Origin of the sequence: Helicobacter enhydrae, from assembly GCF_001693335.1 — a bacterium.
GTDB lineage: Bacteria > Campylobacterota > Campylobacteria > Campylobacterales > Helicobacteraceae > Helicobacter_G > Helicobacter_G enhydrae.
In genome coordinates this window covers 854818-873823 of the sequence record NZ_CP016503.1, presented here as the reverse complement: position 1 = coordinate 873823, position 19006 = coordinate 854818, and the positions used below count along the sequence as shown (strand labels likewise).

Here is a 19006-nt window from a genome sequence, read left to right as displayed (position 1 = left end):
TTAGTTTTTTAAGCATTGCTCCCTCCTTTTGAATGCAAAGCCCAAGAAAAATAATTCTTTTTGGTTGCAATCAATGTAGCTATCAAATTCATCAAACAAATCATACCCCCCCCCCCTGCTAGTTGTGAAATTTTGGAAAAAGTCTAGAAAGAAATGTTTGCTAAAAAGATGACAAGGGTAAGAAGAATGATAAATACGCTTTGGGACTTTTTGAATCGCAATGCGTGCTTGATGGTTTGTGCTAAAGGGTGTGCGATCAACAAGAATGCAATCAAAATCAAAATACTCTAAGATTGGCTTGAGTGTTTCAAAGGGTTTTTCAAGATATTGTAAAACACTTGATAAAACAAGGATTTTTGTATCTGAAGCTTTGAGTCGTGTCCCCGCCTCTTGATATGAGGAGTGGAAGAACAATGTGTGGTTTTGAAATTCTTTTTTACCTATTTGGATGATCTGCTCTTGTTCTAGAATATTCCAAGTAAATTTTGGAAGCAAACTCAAAAACTTGCGATTCTGATAATAAAGGCTTCCCAAACTACCTCCAAGATCAAGAATGAAAAGACTTTGTGCTTGAGTATGGGTGCAAAAAGCAAAAAGATTGCTAAGCAATGGATAGGGATAGGTGACCTCTGAACGATTGAAAATCAAGCTATCTCTCTCGACTTTTTCCTCATCATCTCTTGCTATTTTTGCTGATTGGACAAGCTGATGGATAAACATATTTGGATCATAGCCAATCGCATTTGTTTGTGCTTCTTGCCAAGATGTGTAGTTTCCAGTCCATTGAATGTTTCTTTGCAATAAAAGATTGAAACAATCTTTAATGATTGGAGGGCATAGTTTTTTAAAAATTGTTTTCACGAAATCCTCAAAAATTGCTTTGCTTTTTTTAATATTCTACAAAAAAATAACCCTTTTTGATTTTTAAAGAAAAAAATCAAAGCTTGTCTTGCTTCAAGATTCTCACGACACTTAAGCTTTGTGATACAAAACGATGTATCAGAAATAACCCCAAAAAACTCATTTTTTTTCGCATTTTTGAAATGTGTGCCATCTGTGCCAATATTTTCGACTAAAGAGTGTTTGGGGTATAGACAAAGCATATTTTTCAAAAAAGCAGAAGCATACCAACGGACCGCCCAAGAATTGTTTTTGCCTTTGATCTGATTTTTTAGCATTTGGGTGTAAGGGTAGGAGTTGTCAAGATCAAATTGTTTTTGCAATTTTTTTTCTTGAATCTCTTTTAGAAGTTGGCTCCCATCCTTTTGAAAATGTTTCCACGCTCTTTCCCAAGTGCCCCATCCCCAGCAATCCGCTCCTTTGAGGAAAAAAGTTGTATCTTGCATATTTTGAGGGTATTTGAGAGGAAAATTAAAAGCAGAAATACAAGCCACTTTTAGATCTTCTTCATACATAGCAAGTGCTTCATTCATATACTCCAAAAAACAAGGAGAGACGACAATATCATCTTCCAAAACAATGATTTTTCCATATTGATTCACAATGGAAGTTACACCATCGATGATAGAATCAGCTAAGCCAAAATTTCTCTCCCTCTCAATGATTGTGATGTTTTCAAAGCCCTCTATAGTGTGGATATATTCTCTTACTTCTTCAACGGCTTGTTTTGTTTTGGTGTCTTTTGGAGCATCTGAATAGATGAAAAGCTGACTTTGTGAGGCAAGGGGATTTTGCAAAAGTGCTTGTATCGTTTGGCGTGTGTGTGATGGACGATTATAGACAAATAGGACAATGGGGGCTAGAGATCGTTCTACCAAAGCTTCTCTCCTGTGGGTTTGATTGTTTTGGCATGTTCTTTGATAGTGGCAAAAAGATTATCATAAAAGTTAGCATCATTGGGATTGGCTAAATAAGGATTGATTTTTTGGATATTGATTTTTTTGTCTTTCAAAAAACCATCTTGAATCTTTTGGATTGCTGTGAGTAAATCAGCATAGGAAGTTACATGCAAAGTATGATCTAGCACTCCATATACACTTTCAAAGGGATTGAATAAAATAGCTGGAATATTATCAAATGCAGATTCTAAACTAATAGTTCCACCAAAAGTAGCAATTGCTTGTGCATTTTGCATCAGCTCTTTTGAGGAAATTTTGAGCGAAACTAATTCAACATTTTTCAATTTTTTGATCTCTTGATAGAGGCTGATGTTTTTGAAAAAATCCAAGTTGTTGATGAAATAATGAGAGACTTCATTGTTGAGCATAAATTGGTGTGGATGTTCTTTGACATATAATCTCCACCCATTAGGGAGGGCTTGGGAGAGCATTTTGATGATGGTAAGCTGACTTTCTAGGATCGTTTGTCCTATGATCGCAGCCTCTGGTTCAAGATGAAGGCTATAATAAATATATTTTTCTTTCAAATTAGGAATCACGGAGTGCTTGTCATAGTATCTTTTGAGTTGTTTGTATCTAAAAAAATAATAGAGTTTATCCCAATAAGAATAGGGGATGCCTAGTCGATCTTGCTTAAAATTTAACCTTGATAAACAAACAAGAAATTGTGAGAGCATCTCACCCCCAAGTTTTAATGCAAAATTTTTGATGATTCTTTTGATGCTCATTTTTTGATATTCTTTTGAAGTTTTGAGTGTGTAATAAATGATATTTTCTGCAGAAGCACAGATTGTCTGACTAACAAAAGGAATGTTTTTTTGTGATGTTGCGTAGTTTTCCTTGCGATTATTGTGGTTTTTGAGTGCTACAGCGGTATAGTGATAACCTTCAAGAGAATAGCAAGGGATTCCAAGTAGGCAGCATAGAGCAAAAGGGATATGATGATTAGGTGAAGCAAGATTGGCTTCTGCAGAAACCAAAATATCAATTTGATTTTGTTTGAAAATTTGTGCGAAAAAAGAGAGATGTTGATGATAGATATCTTTGGCTAGAGGATTATTGAGCATGATGCGATGGAGCATGGTTTCAATATCAATTTGAGCAAATTTCATTTTTGCAATCAAGCTATAATCAATACATTCAACGCTTTGAATATCAAGCAAAGCATTATAATCAATGATATGCAGAATCCTCTCTGGATATTGAGAAATAAGATCTAGGATTTTTTTGTGTTTTTCACATACTAGTGCGACAATCTTATCTTGAGAATGGGCGAGAATATACTCAAGCATATCGCCATCTCTATCGAGCAAAAATATATTATGTTTCACAATCCCCATCCATCATCAACAATAAGAATTTGTCCATTGACATATTTGCTCATATCACTCAACAGATAAATCAAAGTGCCATTAAGATCTTGAGGATCAAGCATTCCTTTGTTCGTGCAGCAATTGCGATATTTTTGCAGGAAACTTTGAGGTTGGTTAGCAAGGATTCCTCCCGGTGCAATGGCATTAACTCTAATGCCAGTGTTGGCAAGATATTTTGCCATCCAGCGTGTCATGTGATTAATCCCTGCTTTGATGATAGAATAATCCACTACGCTATCCATATCCGTGCCTACATAGTTTTCAAATTTTGGAGCATAAACTCCCATAATCGAGGACATCGATATGATATTCCCCCAACCTTGTTTTTTGAAATAAAGAGCAAATTGTTGGCTTGTAAGCACATAGCCCCCAAGCTGGAGTTTGAGATTTTGGCAAAAATCCTCAAAATCAAAATGATAAAAATCATTTTTCCCCCATAGCTTGGTGCGTGGATAGGCATTATTCACCAAAGCATCAATCTTGCCATATTCTTGATGAATCTTTGCAATCGCACTAGCAATACTTTCTTTTGCAGTGATATCCATTTCTACAAAAAGTGAATGCTCCTTTGAAGGATCGATTTGATGTTGAGCCTTTTCTCCAAGCTCTTGAGAAATATCTGCTATCACTGCAATCCCTCCATTTTGAATAATGGCTTGGCACAGAGATTTTCCGATAAGTCCAGCACCCCCTGTGATGATAACTATTTTGTCTTTTAGAAGCATTGTTTTTCCTTATGATGTAAAAATATTATGATAATACTCTTGGGATTCTTCAAAAAACTTTTGAAGTTTTTTGTGGATAGATGGCTTTGGAAGTTTTTTAACACGCTCAAGCATTTTTTCTTGAGAATCCCATAACCCCCCCCCCTTGAAGCAATAATCTTTTCATAGTCATCATAATGAGCAGAGATTCTTAAAACATCTACAACTTCAATACCTTTCACAAAAGCTTTTTGGAAAATCCCCTCAAGACGATAACCAATCAAGCTCATACGATGCGACCAAGGAATGAGCTTGATATGTTGTGCTGCTTCAATGCGTTTCAATCCAAGTTTGCAAAATCCATGTTCAGTGATTCTTGCAACAGCTTCTAGGGCTTCAAGAGGGTTTTTGCATATAAAATCTCCAATCACCAAGCCACTTCCAGCAGTGCGTGTTTTGTAATCAATATTCATTAAGCTAGTGGATCCAATAATTGTCCCATCTTTGTTTGTAACCATCAACAAAAGTCTTTCGTCCATCGCTCTTTTGAAAAACTCTATTTGTTTTTCACGAGTGTTTGGAAACACCCCGTGTTCTAAGAAAGCTGTTGTATGTGGATGATTAAACCATTTATACCAATCAGATGTTTCTGCAAGCTCTAGCGTTGGGATTCTCAAATCAATCACTTCACCTTCAATAAAAATATCTAACATTTTTCTAATCCTTCTTTTTTAAAAAAATCAATCTCTTCAATTAAGCATTCTTTATCAAAATATTTAATCCCTCGAATAAGAGGAGTAGCCCCCCCCCCACACCTCTTTTAAAGCTTGCAATATTGATTTGTTTCTCATCACTATAATCTCCAAAACCTTGCAACACTGAAAAATTAGAGGGTTGGCTCATATTGCAACTTACATAGCCCATCTTATGAAAATCACAAAAGGCATTCCAAAGTATGAGATGATAGATTGGAATCTTGCTTCCTTCGTATTTGGGATCATCAGCTCCACTATGATATGTAACATAATGAAAATGATGAAAAAAGTAGCAAAATCCAATAAAATCTTTGTTGTAACAAAGTCCAAATAGTGTTGCAAATCCATCTAAAAGCATTTGATATTGAATCTCAAAGCTCTCATCACTTCTAGTTTTGCGTCCAGAGCAGAGATGATGGAAATGGACATATTGATCGTGAATATCTTTGTTTGGATTGCTTTGGGTTATTTTATGAATTGAATAACACGATTTCTTCATATACGAATTAATAAGTGGTTTATAACTTTTTCTCAAGCGTTTTCGCATCTCTTCTTGAGGGAGAGTGAGATCAGCAATTGTATTGATAGATGAAGTATCAATATATCCATATTTTTTTAACAAAAGCATGTTTTCTGTATCAGACATCATTCTCTGATTGATAAATTGTGTGCTATATTGTGAATCAACATATAAACGAATGCTAGAGCAAGAAGTTTGGATTGCAATCTCATCTAAGAGATTGAAAAGATGCTTGGTTATCCTTTCATTCTCCCCAATAGGAATAGGAGTATAGCCACCATTATTGCTAATATGTTTCTTTCCATTAATTTCATAAATAGGACAATAGCAGATTCCTACACATTGTTGATTTTCGATTACTACAAAACTCTTGTCTTCTATGGGCTTAGCAATCAGGTGAAAATATTTGATGATATAAGGATGATAGCTTAGTGGCAATTGTTTCTTTTCTAAGAAACTCATGTAGTGTTTGAAATACTTCTGTTTATCTTGTTGTTTGTATAAAACTTCCATTTGCTACTCTCAATTATATTTTCTAAATACAGGTTTGATAGGAGAGCCTTGAAGTAAGGAGCTAACACTATTGTTTTCAATAGCTATTGCAAGAGTTTTGAGTGATTTTTCAAATGCATCAATTGTTTGTGATATTTCAGATTCTTGATGAGAAAAAGATGGATTGAGCGTTTGGACTAAAACATTATTTTTAATCATTTCTTGCATAAAGAGTGTTCTAAGAATAGAATCATTTTCTCCTTTTTGATTTGTAAAGACGAAGTATGGGCGACAATCAATTCCTGTGATTTGTGTGTATTGTGCGATATGGCATTCTTGGGCAATCTTATTGTAGGCTTCTTTTAAAGTTTTGCCTGTGTTCCAAATATGTTTTGTAATCTCATAATCATTTTGCATCAGTAATTCTATGGTCTTTTGTGCAGCTCGCAAATGATGTGTTTCTCCACCATAGGTTGTAGAGAGCAAAAATACGCGTTCTTGATTGTGGTTGATACCACCTAATTCCATAATTTCTCTTTTTCCAACAAGTGCAGATATCGAAAAACCATTTCCCATTGCTTTTCCAAATGTTGAGAGATCTGGGGTAACTCCATAAATGAATTGTGCACCTTTTGGATGAAATCTAAATCCTGATACCACTTCATCAAAAATCAACACAATATTGTGTTGTGTGCAAATTTCCCTAATTTTTTGGAGAAAATTATCAGTAGGCTCTTCTGTGGCTGCTGGCTCTAGGATAACACATGCAATATTTCCGTTATGCTCTGTGATTTTATCAATGAGACTTTGTGGATTATTATAATAAAAAGAATCTGTCAAAATTTGTGTGCTTTTTGGTATCCCTGCATTAACTACGGTATTTCCCATAAACCAATCATCTATGCTAAAAAACGCATGATCTTGACATCTTAGAACCATATCTTTTTTTGTGTATGCTCTAGCAAGTTTTACGGCTGCAGTTGTTGCATTAGAACCATTTTTGGAAAATTTTACCATTTGTGCTGATGGAATTGTATTGCAAAGAAGTTCAGCAACCTCTGCTTCGATGAATGAGGGGCGTATGAAATTACATCCATATTCTAATTCTTTGCGAATAACTTCCAATATAGGCTCATAAGCATGTCCTAATAAAACAGAGCTTAAGCCCATACCCCAATCCACAAATTCATTATTGTCAAGATCCCAAACTCTTCCTCCCTTGCCTCTCACAATAGCAAAGGGGCTAAGTTCTGGAAATTGGTCATCACCCTTGCTATAAGTATGTCCTCCACCAGGAATGAGGGCTTTTGCCTTGATTCTCCATTGATTTGATTTGTCAAAATTCATTTTGTTCTCCTTGTTTAAGATGTTTTTTGTGTTTTGCACGATAAAAATCTTCAAGATTTCCTATGTCAATCCACTCACTAATGGTGAAAAAACCGACTTTACCCTGTTTGTCAAGCACCTTTTGAATCAAAGTCGGCATATCCATAGGACTTTTATCATCAATTAAGGTTATAACTTCAGGATTGATGATATAGGCTCCGCAATTTATCATATAAGAATATTGTGGTTTTTCTACAATTTGACTGACACATTGTTTGTCATTTGATTCAATAACACCAAAAGGAATATCAACAGCGTATGGAAAAGCACAAAGTGTAATATCATTTTTGTTTTTTTGGTGCTGTTGAAGCATTTTGTTGTAATCAATGTTTGCTAAGACATCTCCATTGATGACAAAAAAAGGATGTTGCAAGAAGCGTTGAGCAAGTTTGATACTTCCACAAGTTCCAAGCTCTTTTTCTTCTTCAAGATATTGGATTTTGACATTGAATTTCTTGCCATTCTCAAAATATTCTTTTATGATTTGAGCTTTGTAATTAATGCTGATATAAAAATCCAAAAAACCTTGTTCTTGAAAGCTTTCAATAATTTCTTGCAAAATAGGCTTTGATCCTATGCGTAACATTGGTTTTGGGGTATGTTCAGTCAAAGGTCTCAATCTTTTTCCCAATCCACCTGCCATAATGACAACTTTATTTGGATAGAAATAAACTTCGTAATTTTCTTTGAAACCAAGTAAAATATTATTTTCATCAACAATAGGGATATGTCGAGATTTTTTCCAAGTTTTAAAATCATTATTTTGCTTTGTTTGCCCATAAATGATTTTTCTAGGATTGAGATTCATAATCTCTTTGACCTTTGTATCAGATGATAGATTTTTTTCAATCAAGGCTCTTCTCAAATCAGAATCCATAATCGATCCTAATAATTGTTTGTCATCATTGAGAACATACAAAACGGTTTTTCCATCACCATAAAAATCATTTTTTTCTAAAAAACTTGCAGCTTCACTAATCGTAGCGTTTTCGTCCAAAATAATTTCAGGAATAAACTTCACAATAATTCCTTCCATGAAAAAGTATTGTTAGGTTGAGATTCTATGATATTTTTTAGTAATTTATAATCTTCTTCATAATCCAATGTCCATCGAATATGTGAAAAATCTTCATCATTGAGATAATGTTGAATGTTAAATTCTTGCGGATGTGTATAAATATAATGTGTTACATGTTCAAGATCTTTTTGACTTACTGCTCTTTGATGCACTTTTTGGAGTGTTGCAAATGTCATAATTTCTGTATCTAAACCATCGGGGAATGTTCTTTTTAGTCCATTGGTTGTGTAATCTGCTAATGTTTTTAAATGCAATTCAATAATATCATCAATGATGCAAGGATCAATAATGGGGCAATCCCCAGTAAGTCTTACTACATGTGAGGGTTGATATTTTATCGTACACTGAAAGTAACGATCTAAGACATTATGCAGACTACCTCTAAAACATTCTACATTACTATGTTTTGTTATCTCTTCGATAATATCATCTTCATTGTTAGTTGATGTTGCCACTACCAATTTATCAATTTTTTTTGCTTGGAGGATTCTTTTGATTTCATATTCAAGCATGGTTTGATTTTTGACCTTCATTGCAACTTTCCCTGGTAGTCTTGTTGAACTCATGCGTGCTTGAAGAATTGCTAGGATTTGCATTTATTTAGAATCTCCTGACCTTTGATAAGAATTTCCATTTGTTTGAGTGTTTTAAGATTATTTTGAATTTCTGTTTGTCCTTTGATGCTTTGAACAAAATATTCTAGCATTCTTTTGAAGGATACAAAAGCATTGAGACAATTTGCTTTTTCATAATTTGTAGAAGAAAAAAACTCAAGTTGCAGCATCGGATATTGCATATTTCCCAAACAATCAAGCTGTATCAAAATATTCTCTTTTGTATAAATTGTTAAGGATTCATGTTGGCATCTATTAATCACAATATCTTGAAAATCAAAATCCAAAACCCCTCTAATGCCATCTAGTAGATGAATGGCATATTTTTCCCATGTTTTAGGAGTAATGCCTCTAATAAGTTTGATTTCTCCAAAATCTTTAATTCTTGTTTTGATAGAATCAAGTTCTGGAGAAAATTTAAGACTTGAAAAGCTAATGAGTTTGCCATTTTTTATATAGGGTTGAAAAATCTCACATTCTTCAAATGAAAGAGATAAAGGTTTGTCGATGAAAACATTTTTTCCAGCTTCAAGAAATGGAAGAGCAATTTCTATATGAGACCGCCAATCATCTCTAGCAATAATCACTGCTTGGACTTGATCAATCATTTCATGATAGGTTTGGCATATATGAGTAATATTTGATGCTTGTGCAATTTTTTGGCTTTCATTTAAATCCTGTGTCCAAATATGAGTGATATTTGCATCTTTGATTCCAAAATTATCTTTTTCTTCCTTTTGCAAATAGTTGAATATATTTTCCCAGCCACTCTGTCTCATTTTTTCTGCATTATAGTAATTGAATATTGCAGAAAAAGAATATGGATGTCCATTGCCATCACTTACCCCAATCATTCCAATTTTGATCATAAAATTTTCTCCTTTAATAGCATAAAAGCCTCTGCGTATTTTGGGGTTGCATTTGTTTCCACACCATTCTTATTGAATGCTCCCATAGTGCTACCACGATAAAGGGCTAGAGCCTTGATATTTTCTATTGAGCGAGGAAAGGGTGGAGGGGCAATCTCACTTGCATAGATAGACATAATTTCACATTTTTTTTCAATAAAATCAGAAATATCTACAAAAACATTAGGAATGAAGCTTTGATGTGGAAAACTTGGGGCAAAATCTGTTTCACTAAGTGTTTCCATCATCAAAACGCGTTCAATGCTTGGATAACGGAAAGATTTTGTGCAAGAAAAGGCACATTCAAAGATGATTCTATGATCACTATGGACATCATAAGCAAAGGGTAGATAGATGATATTTGGTTGAATCTCTTGAAAGATTTGAGAGATTTTGCCAATAATCTCACTGCGTGTGTATTCATCAACTCGCATTGTTTTGAGATTGAGAAAATGAGTAGAAGTGAAGCCATAGGCATCACTTACTTGTTTGATTTCTTCTTGGCGTTTTTGAATGACTTCAGGATGAAAACCTTCATCTTGAAAAATACTTGTGCAAAAAATGCAATGGATTGCATCTCCTTGTGCCTTGTGTCTAAGAAGAGTGCCTCCTGCACCAAGTGTTTCATCATCTGGATGGGTGGAGAGAATAAGAACTTGTTTAGACAAAGTAATCCCATATAAGCGTTGTGTCTTCAGCAATATCGTGCTTTGCTTTTCTTCCAATAAGCCATTTAGTCTCTGCTGGCGTGATTCCAGTGCCTGGGCGTTTATAGACAATATCATTTTCTGTAACAATTCCTCCCTCTTTGATACTGCGTGCTGTTGTCGCACTGCGTCTAAACTTTTCTCTTTTTTCTACTTCATCTTGAGAGATAACTTTGTATTTATTTCCTAAGCATTCAAAGATTCTTTGTCCCTCTTTGCAAATAATTTCCAAATCTTTTGAATCTGCAGAAACTTTGTGATCCCATCCTTCCATATCTTTATCAAGAGTAAAATGCTTTTCGATGATTTTAGCACCTTTTGCAATTGCAGCAAGAGTGATAGAATATCCTAATGTGTGATCTGAGTAGCCAATCTCACAATCATAAATTTTTTGCAATGTATTGATAAAATTGAGATTGACAATCTCATTGCGTGGAGGATAAATAGACACACAATGTAACATTGCAAAATTCTCATATTTTGCTTTTTTAAATAAATTGTAAGCTTCATCAATCTCTGAAAGAGAGGACATTCCTGTAGAGATGATGATGGGAAGTTTGGTTTGAATTGCTGAGAGAATCATTCTTGGATTATCTACATCCATAGAAGCGAGTTTGATAAAATCACTTTCAATCGAAGCTAAAAACTGAATACCATCTTCATTCGCTGCTGTGCAACCAAAATCAATACCTATTTTTTTGCAATGTTCTCTGAATATTGTGAGCTGTTCTTTTGAATTAATAAATGCTCTTATCTGCTCTCTTATGTTTGTAAGCCCTAATTTTTTGCTTTCCCATTTAGACACATTTTCTAACTTGACTTTGCCGCTATCAAGTTCATCTATGTATTGACTCGTTGATAGATTTGTTTCATCAAAAAACTGAAATTTGACAGCATCTGCTCCACATCTTTTCGCTTCATCAATCATTTTGATTGCCAAATCTGTATCTCCATTATGATTACAACCAATTTCTGCGATGACATATGGTTTAGTAAGTGCATTCAAATCCATTCTTTTATTTCCTCCAATGTTTTAATATTTTCCCACCACCACATAGGCTGTGGATCAAAGTGAGAATTAATGATGTGAATATATTTCTCACTATTATATCGCAAGAATTTTTCGAGCTCTATGATTTGATGGTATTTGTTTTGATACGCAGGGTGAAATTCACGAAAATGTTGGTAGTGGTTTTTTTTGACACGAATTCCCAAATCCAGGGAATGTTGATCAAGATAATGGTTGGCTCCGACAAAGGATTCTGGATGTTGCCTATAGTTTGTAAATGTATTTGATATGGCAACTCCAGACGCTCCTTGTAGAAGCATATGGGTTGCCAAAAACCAATCAAAGACAATGATATTTGATGGTAGGCGAAAATCATAAAGCTTTGTTTGTCTCAAATTAAGAGTGATGGCTCCAAGTCCGATGAAATTTTTATCTAGGATTTCTAAATGATTGTTGGTTGTTGCGGGTATATTTTTGGCTTGATGTATATTTGCAATTTTATTATTTAGTGCAGAGTCTGTGATCCGTGCATTGCAATAGCTAAAGTCATAGCTATGCATATTTTTTAATGTCATTTCAATGCGATTTGAATCTATTTTTTCATCAAAATCAACAAAGCAGAGATAGTCAAAATTTTGTTGGATTGAAGATTTGATGATGAAATCCCGAATTGCCGATGGAGTGGTTTGTCCTAATGGCTGAGAATAAAATATAATTGGCTGTGTATAATTCATTTGCTCTAGTTTTTTTTGAATCGCACTTTCTGAGATACCATCACAGAATAAAGCAAGTGTAAAATCTTTGTATGATTGAGCAAAAATACTTGTAAGACAATCATCTAAAAAATTATCAAACAATTTAGAAGGATATAAAACAACAGCAACGATAACTTTCAAAATACATCCGACATTAAAAGTTCTATCCTAAAAGAGGGATTTTGAATCAAGGGATTTAGAACTTTATATCCAAATGGATAATCAATGCTTTTTTGATTCTTCAATGCTTGATCTTGAGTGAGCACATTGTATAAGCAATCCGTTTTTTCCAAAAATGTGGCTTTTTCAAAATGCATAATATCTAGTGAATCTTCATATTTTTTCATAATCAAACCATTAGGCTTAGTGATATAGCTTACATTTGGTTTGGAAAGTCTCCAATGCATGAATTCTAAATCCTTTGTATCAAGATAAATCATCTCTTCTTTATGTTCAAGATGATAATTATTAACACTAGCAATAAAGGTATCTTCAATTTGCCAATCTAGTAATACCTTATGAACGATTACTGCAGTTTTATTGGGAAATCCAATAATGATATCGCAGTTTAAATCTCTAGCAAAATCATAGCTTTTTGTAGCAAGACTGCAGAAAACATCGTGTTTTCTTGCATTTTTGGCAACCATTGTTGTAACAGATAAAAAGACATTGTATAGATTTGTTTTTAGCGGAATGAAGGCATAGTGTCCAACAAGTTTGCGGTTTAAAAATGCAAGATTGACAATTGGATAATTAAGCGGATTTTCAAGATAGAGCCAAGTCCAGAGTTTTTCATCAAACTTTCTATCAAAGCATTCATAGAAAAGATTCAGAATTTCTTCTTTGAAAGGCAGAAGTTCTTCTTTTTTGTTGATATGTAAGTATTGAATATCTATTGACACTTGTTGATTTCCTATATCTTTTTTATTAAATGCACCTATTTCAGCTAATTTCTGATTTTATTATTAGTAAGGCTATATTTTACAATAACTCCACTGAATCTCTTTTGTGATTTGTATCTTCAAAATGGCAAGTTATGATAAATGATTTGTTCAGAATCGATAATTTTTCCATGTTTGATGTGCGTGTTGCTTCCTACAAAAGTTTTTTCTCCCAAGACACAATTGCCATTGAGAATAGCTCCTGTAGAAATATGGCAAAAATCTCCAATCACACAATCATGTTCAATGAGAGATTTTGAATTGATGATGCACATTTTTCCAATTGAAGTATTGGCGTTGATAAGTGCGTGGTGCATAATAATGCTTCCTTCTTGGATATGAGAATACTTTGAAACATAAGCTAGAGGAGAGATGATGATAGGGAGTGAAAAATCAAGTTTTTTGAGTGTGTGATAGACTTGCAAACGCGTATAAGGAGTTTTGATTTGACCAATTGTAATGAACGCATAGGGAATTGTCTCTCTAATGTTTGGAAGTTGCTCATCTCCACCTAAGATTGGATAATCAAAAATTTTTTGTATCCCTTGATGAAAAAGATTGGCATCTAAAATCCCTATAATACGGAATCTATTTTCTTGTTCAATCACATCAATACAAGATTTGCAATGCCCTCCTCCTCCCAATAAGATGAGAGGTTTCACGCACAATACCTTGCTAAGAAGAGGTATTCTGTATTATCCCCCCCCCCCACTTAGATTATCAGCAAAACGATATTTCAAAAAAAACGGATTATTATAATCTGCACAAAGTTCTTGATAAATTGCTTGATTATAAATCTTTCCTCCAATATAAAAAGGTTTGAGAATGGGTGAAAATTGTTTTTTGAATAAAAATAAGCTATCTTCTTTTGATGAGGTTCTGCCACCTCCTAAAATACAAGATTGAATGCCTTTGGATGATGCGATTTGAAAAAAACTCTCAAAAAGACCACACATAGGATTGATATTATTTTGGATAGAGGAATCAGAAGTAGCTCCAAGATGGTAATAACTTGTGTAATCATCATATAAAAACATTGCCATTCCACAAGTTTGCCCATTGATTTTTGCTTCCAATAGAATACATTCTTTAAATTTAATGAGTTTTTGAAAATATTCAAGATTGAAATAATAAAAGTTTTGAGCATTATTACGCTTCATAGTTTGGGTGTAGAGATAGTGAAATTGATGAGCATCATAGCTTTGATTGATAGATAGCTCTCGTAATGCCTTTCGAATTTTGCTTCTTATTCTTGATGGATAGTTTTGCCATCTTGTTTGTGGATTTGTTGTAACCTCTATAACTTCTCTTTCCATTTGAAATAAATCAAGCAATTGTGAAAAATTTTGAGAAAAATGACATAATGGGTGAAAGCGTATAAATTCTGCGATAATGTTTTCTTGCTGTGCTTTTTTTTCTTGCTGTAAAAGAGCTTCTTGAATAAAATCAAGATTTGATGTATTTGTGTAGTATCCAGCAAAACCATAAGGAGAGGCAATATCAAAATATTCACTCTTGTTAATGCGTGATTTGATTGCACGATTTGAAAAAACATAAGATCCTTTTTGGTAATGAAAATCAAAAATTTTTTGCTCTGTTTGTTTTGTTGCTTTGATATATGGGGTGGTTTGGTAAATATTTGTTTTTTGAGCAAGATTGATGCCAATTTTTAAAATATTGATATATTTTGATGGAATTTGAAGTTGCAGAAATACCTTATCTCTATTAAGCAAGATACAATCCTCATATACCATTACGATTTCATTTAAAACTGCGTTACAAAAATGTTTTTTCAAAAATGTATTTTTAATGATTTTCGCATCATAGATAGGAATAATATGATGTTTAAATATGATTTTTGCATATTGTTTTTTGATGCAAAAGGCTTGTATGTTTTGCATTATTTTGTGGGTATCCATATCCTCAAAATTGATATGCATCAAATTTTCTGTTCTAGTAAAATAACTCTCTTTTCTCACAGGTTGTATAGAACAAATAGAAAAATTTCGTTTTAGAGCTTTTTTGAAAGCCTCCACTTCTGCTAGAAAACACATTTGATAAAGCAATTTAAGAGGGATATTTGAGGAGTTATAGACTTGAATCTGACTGATTATCGCACCATCATCTATATTATCATTCATAATATGACATGTTGCACCTGTCGGTTGATTGAATAGAATCGCTCCATTGATTGGATGTGCTCCTTTGAGACTTGGAAGTAGAGAGGGGTGAATATTAATAAATATTTGATGTGGTTTTTTAAGCCTTTTAACAGGAAGTATAAAGGGGCATCCATTGGATACAAGAATATCAAAAGTATGTTGTTGTATCAGTTTGATAAGCTCTTCTTTTGTTGCAAATGATTGATGGGGTAAATTATTTGAGATGGAAATACCTTTTGGGATGAGTATGGAAGTCTCAAGTTGTGATTTAAGCATAAAATCCAAAACGCAGAATCGACTTCCGATAAAAAGAAATCTTTTATGCACATGTCACCTCTTGTGTTACATTGACAATGTAACTAAAGAGATTATGAGATGGTTTTACCCCCCCCCCCCATTATGTTTAAAAGCATTTCTTTTTCAAAACTTAAAACTCGTTCTGAAGAAATAGTGTAAATGCTTTTGGCAGGATTGCCACAATAATAATTCCATTTTTTAAATTTTCTTCCTAGATTTAAACTCATAGGTCCAAGACAAGATCCGATTTCAAATACGCTTCCGGGCATTACTAGACTATGGCTTCCTATATGAGAATGCTTAGTCAATACCACCTCTTTTGCTATGATGTGTCTGAATTGATTTGGGATACAAGGACCGATAAGATAGCCATTGACAAAATCATCACTAAGTGCAAATATTTTTGAATAAGAACTCATTCCACAATAATCTCCGATTTTTACCCCGATATTTCCTCCAGTAATTGATGAAAAAGCTCCAAGATGCACAAAATCTCCAATTTCTATTTTTCCACTTAGGATACAAAAATCATCGATTCTGACATAATTCCCAAGGCTAATTTTGCTTGGCGTATAGATTTTGGCTTGACGCGAGAGAAGGATATTTTTTCCAAGAGAAGCAAAACCGATATTTAATAGCTCTTCATAAGAATAAAACCCTTCATTATATTGTTTTTCAAAAAAGCATTTCACAAACTTGCCCCTCCATCAATAACGATATTTTGTCCTGTGATCCAATTAGAATATGGGCTTAGTAAAAAGCAAATAAGCGGTGAGATTTGCTCTACTTTTCCAAGCCCAAGGGGATATTCTTTTGTGATTTGTTGGATATAGGCTTCATCATACACCTTGCTCCATTCTTCAATCATTTCTGTCATTACAAATCCCGGAGATATAGCATTGATCGTATATTTTGGAGCAATTTCTAGTGCAATAGATTTGATTGCTGTATTGATTGCTGATTTTGTTGCAGAATAATTTGCCAATCCTTTTTGGGCTTTCACGCTAGAATTTGAGCTAATGATGACAAAACTTGAACCTTCAGGCGTTTTGGCTCGTCTGTCAATGAGGGCTTTGAGGATTTGTAGATTGCCAAAATAATTTGTATGAAAAAGTGTGAGCGCGGATTCTACAGACAGCACCGATGAAATCGGTGCTATCTGCTGGATTCCAGCAGATAGCACTGCTCCATTGACACTGCCATATTTTTTGATAATCTCTAATATCTCTTTGTCAAATGCGTTAATTTGAGTGATATCCTTGGAAATGCAAATAAAATTTTGAGGGTTTGGCATACTTTCTTTTTTTGTTTGTAGTTTATTTATATCGCGAGCAATTGCTAAGATTTTTGCACCCATTGCATTAAGGACATAGGCGACATGTGCCCCCATTCCACTACTTGCACCACTGATGAGAATTTGTTTGCCAGTAAAATCAAAACGATACATAAGCTAATCTTGAAGCTTTGCAAGTGCAATCAAATCTGAAACAGACTGACATTCTCTTAGGGTGTTGCCAGTTACTTGGATTGCAAAAAGCTGATCATAAAGTGCAATTAATGAAACGATTGCCAAAGAATCCCATTCTTCTAATTCATTCAATTTCATATTCTCTTCTAATGCCTCATCTCTTTGCAAAGCATCTTGTAATGCTAAAAGAAATTCTTGTTTTTTCATTCTAACTCCTTGTTATAGAATATGGGGTGAAATATTTGTGTATGTTTATCAAGATGAATAAGAGCTGTTGCCCAACTAAGTCCTACACCAAAACCACTCAAAATAACACGCAAATTTTTTTCTCTTTTTTGAGATAAAAGATCACAAATGGCTAATGGAATTGAAGCTGAGCTAGTGTTTCCATATTTTCCAACGCATTCACTAGGAGCTTTTGAAACATCTAATTCAAGCCTTCTTGCGATGTTTGAAATGATATAAGCATTGGCTTGATGAAAAAAGATATAGTCAATATCTTCAATTTTGTTTTGCGAAAATTGCAAAATCTCTTCAATAGCTTTAGGTTCTTTTTCAATAGAAAAATTGAAAACTTCAGCACCATCCATACATAAAAACGATGGATACTGATAATTTTTAGACAAATAAGGATTCTTTCTAAAACCACTATTTGGAACAATAATATTTTCCCATCCAGCCCCATCAGAATGAAGTGTGAAATAACTTTTTGCATTTGTATTTGAAATAAGTGTAGCACTTCCTGCATCTCCAAAAATTGGAGTTGTATTGCTATCATTGGGATGAAGCACTTTGCTCATTGTGTCCCCCACACAAAGAAGAATATTTTCTGCACCAGAAGATAGAAGCATAAAAGCCAAAAATAAACCATAAACATAGCCACTGCAACCTTGATTAAGATCAAAACAAGCACAATTTTGCGAGAGATTGAGTTTTCCGTGTAGCAGATGAGCATTATTAGGTTGAGAAAAATCAGGAGTTTGTGTAACAAAAATCAAAACATCAATTGGAGCATTAGATGTTTTAAGTAGAGTTTTGCTTGCTTGGAAACACAAATCTAATGTTGTTGTTTGATTATCAGCAATATAGCGTGTATCAAGTCCGATTGATTTTTTGATTCTCTGAGCTTTTTTGATATCCCCATTATAAAATTGTTGTGCTTGATCTTCAAGCTTTACTGCATTAGATGGGATACAACAAGCAATGGATTGAATCGCCCCAGAATGAAAAATTGTTTTCAAGCACACACCTTCTTTGAAGAAGGTGATATTATTTGTCTATCCCCCCCCCCCATTATATTTTGAGTTTTTAAGAATTCTTGTTCTAATTGCAAAATATCTTTTTTTCGCTCCTTGATGCGTTTGGCAGGAATCCCAAAATAAACACCCCAAGGTTTTGTTTCTCTCACAAGAAGACTCATCGCCCCAACGGCTACACCCTCTGCAAGATATGCTTTGGGAATAATCATAGATCCTGAACCAATAATGCAATGTTTTTCAAGAATAATTCTTTGTTTTTGAATTTGTTTAAAATGATTAGGAATGCAGGGATTTGTCATGCCTTCACCTGTATAATCATCACTGATTGCAAAAATTCTGACATGGCTACTGATACTACAAAAATCTTTAATAATCACTCCAACATCAGATCCTGTGATATTGCTTGATGCTCCAAGATGCACAAAATCTCCAATCTCTATTCTTCCACTTAGGATACAAAAATCATCGATTCTGACATTGCTACCGATTGATATTTTGGAAGCACCATAGATTTTTGCATTTTTTGAAATCAAAACATTTTTTCCAACACGCACAAAGCCTAATTCTTGAATCTCATTTTGGGTGTAAAATCCACAATTATTTTGTGATTGCATAAGAAAATCAATATTTTTCATCAATAGATAATCTTTGTTGAGTGATTAAATTTTTGAGAGTTGATAATTTTTTCAATCTTTTTACCATTTTTTATTATTTTTCTA

The 19006-nt window shown here is 33.8% G+C and carries 21 protein-coding genes; all 21 read right to left on the bottom strand.

Translation table 11 applies throughout. The annotated features are described in order from the left end of the window. Nucleotides 1-861, bottom strand: coding sequence for a methyltransferase, TIGR04325 family (locus BBW65_RS04055; protein WP_066340085.1), 861 nt, complete (start codon nt 859-861; stop codon nt 1-3). After that, complete coding sequence (locus BBW65_RS04050; protein WP_066340082.1) at nt 858-1778, bottom strand: glycosyltransferase; 921 nt, start codon at nt 1776-1778, stop codon at nt 858-860. The genes BBW65_RS04055 and BBW65_RS04050 overlap by 4 nt, the downstream gene beginning before the upstream one ends. Then, complete coding sequence (locus BBW65_RS04045) at nt 1772-3190, bottom strand: hypothetical protein (protein WP_199919382.1); 1419 nt, start codon at nt 3188-3190, stop codon at nt 1772-1774. The genes BBW65_RS04050 and BBW65_RS04045 overlap by 7 nt, the downstream gene beginning before the upstream one ends. Further along, on the bottom strand, nt 3187-3957 hold the full coding sequence (ptmA, locus tag BBW65_RS04040) for a flagellin modification protein PtmA (protein WP_066340076.1): 771 nt from the start codon (nt 3955-3957) through the stop codon (nt 3187-3189). Before ptmA ends, BBW65_RS04045 begins: the two co-directional genes overlap by 4 nt. Beyond that, nucleotides 3948-4649 carry a GNAT family N-acetyltransferase gene (locus tag BBW65_RS04035; RefSeq protein ID WP_066340073.1) on the bottom strand — a complete coding sequence of 234 codons (702 nt, stop codon included), beginning with the start codon at nt 4647-4649 and terminating at the stop codon, nt 3948-3950. The genes ptmA and BBW65_RS04035 overlap by 10 nt, the downstream gene beginning before the upstream one ends. Nucleotides 4650-4689: 40 nt before the next feature. Beyond that, a complete protein-coding gene (locus tag BBW65_RS04030) occupies nt 4690-5724 on the bottom strand; it encodes a hypothetical protein (protein WP_066340066.1) in 1035 nt (344 codons plus the stop codon). A gap of 9 nt (nt 5725-5733) precedes the next feature. Continuing rightward, entirely contained in the window at nt 5734-7050 is a 1317-nt protein-coding gene (locus BBW65_RS04025) for a glutamate-1-semialdehyde 2,1-aminomutase (RefSeq protein ID WP_066340063.1), read from the bottom strand. Then, nucleotides 7040-8110 carry a nucleotidyltransferase family protein gene (locus tag BBW65_RS04020; RefSeq protein WP_199919381.1) on the bottom strand — a complete coding sequence of 357 codons (1071 nt, stop codon included), beginning with the start codon at nt 8108-8110 and terminating at the stop codon, nt 7040-7042. The genes BBW65_RS04025 and BBW65_RS04020 overlap by 11 nt, the downstream gene beginning before the upstream one ends. Then, the gene (locus BBW65_RS04015; protein ID WP_066340057.1) at nt 8107-8763 is read right to left on the bottom strand and encodes a cytidylyltransferase domain-containing protein; all 657 of its coding nucleotides are present in this window, start codon (nt 8761-8763) and stop codon (nt 8107-8109) included. The genes BBW65_RS04020 and BBW65_RS04015 overlap by 4 nt, the downstream gene beginning before the upstream one ends. After that, on the bottom strand, nt 8751-9524 hold the full coding sequence (locus tag BBW65_RS04010; protein WP_199919380.1) for a Gfo/Idh/MocA family oxidoreductase: 774 nt from the start codon (nt 9522-9524) through the stop codon (nt 8751-8753). Before BBW65_RS04010 ends, BBW65_RS04015 begins: the two co-directional genes overlap by 13 nt. Before the next feature lie 122 nt (nt 9525-9646). After that, nucleotides 9647-10357, bottom strand: coding sequence for a PIG-L deacetylase family protein (locus BBW65_RS04005; protein ID WP_066340053.1), 711 nt, complete (start codon nt 10355-10357; stop codon nt 9647-9649). Beyond that, nucleotides 10350-11408 carry an N-acetylneuraminate synthase family protein gene (locus tag BBW65_RS04000; RefSeq protein WP_066340041.1) on the bottom strand — a complete coding sequence of 353 codons (1059 nt, stop codon included), beginning with the start codon at nt 11406-11408 and terminating at the stop codon, nt 10350-10352. The genes BBW65_RS04005 and BBW65_RS04000 overlap by 8 nt, the downstream gene beginning before the upstream one ends. Next, nucleotides 11399-12301 (bottom strand): glycosyltransferase family protein, encoded by a 903-nt coding sequence (locus BBW65_RS03995; protein ID WP_066340038.1) that lies wholly within the window; start codon nt 12299-12301, stop codon nt 11399-11401. Before BBW65_RS03995 ends, BBW65_RS04000 begins: the two co-directional genes overlap by 10 nt. Further along, the gene (locus BBW65_RS03990; protein WP_066340037.1) at nt 12298-13062 is read right to left on the bottom strand and encodes a GNAT family N-acetyltransferase; all 765 of its coding nucleotides are present in this window, start codon (nt 13060-13062) and stop codon (nt 12298-12300) included. Before BBW65_RS03990 ends, BBW65_RS03995 begins: the two co-directional genes overlap by 4 nt. 119 nt (nt 13063-13181) lie before the next feature. Further along, the gene (locus BBW65_RS03985; protein WP_066340031.1) at nt 13182-13763 is read right to left on the bottom strand and encodes an acetyltransferase; all 582 of its coding nucleotides are present in this window, start codon (nt 13761-13763) and stop codon (nt 13182-13184) included. A 33-nt stretch (nt 13764-13796) separates the two neighbouring features. Beyond that, nucleotides 13797-15590: a formyltransferase family protein gene (locus BBW65_RS03980; protein WP_199919379.1), complete on the bottom strand. Its 1794-nt coding sequence runs from the start codon at nt 15588-15590 to the stop codon at nt 13797-13799. Between the two features lie 41 nt (nt 15591-15631). After that, on the bottom strand, nt 15632-16252 hold the full coding sequence (locus tag BBW65_RS03975) for an acyltransferase (protein WP_066340023.1): 621 nt from the start codon (nt 16250-16252) through the stop codon (nt 15632-15634). Then, nucleotides 16249-17007 carry an SDR family NAD(P)-dependent oxidoreductase gene (locus BBW65_RS03970; RefSeq protein ID WP_066340022.1) on the bottom strand — a complete coding sequence of 253 codons (759 nt, stop codon included), beginning with the start codon at nt 17005-17007 and terminating at the stop codon, nt 16249-16251. The genes BBW65_RS03975 and BBW65_RS03970 overlap by 4 nt, the downstream gene beginning before the upstream one ends. Before the next feature lie 3 nt (nt 17008-17010). After that, nucleotides 17011-17235, bottom strand: a complete 225-nt coding sequence (locus BBW65_RS03965) for a hypothetical protein (RefSeq protein ID WP_066340020.1) — start codon at nt 17233-17235, stop codon at nt 17011-17013. Then, complete coding sequence (locus BBW65_RS08090) at nt 17232-18275, bottom strand: 3-oxoacyl-[acyl-carrier-protein] synthase III C-terminal domain-containing protein (protein ID WP_267886399.1); 1044 nt, start codon at nt 18273-18275, stop codon at nt 17232-17234. Before BBW65_RS08090 ends, BBW65_RS03965 begins: the two co-directional genes overlap by 4 nt. Beyond that, a complete protein-coding gene (locus tag BBW65_RS03955; RefSeq protein ID WP_233702139.1) occupies nt 18266-18922 on the bottom strand; it encodes an acyltransferase in 657 nt (218 codons plus the stop codon). Before BBW65_RS03955 ends, BBW65_RS08090 begins: the two co-directional genes overlap by 10 nt. Nucleotides 18923-19006 lie beyond the last annotated feature (84 nt).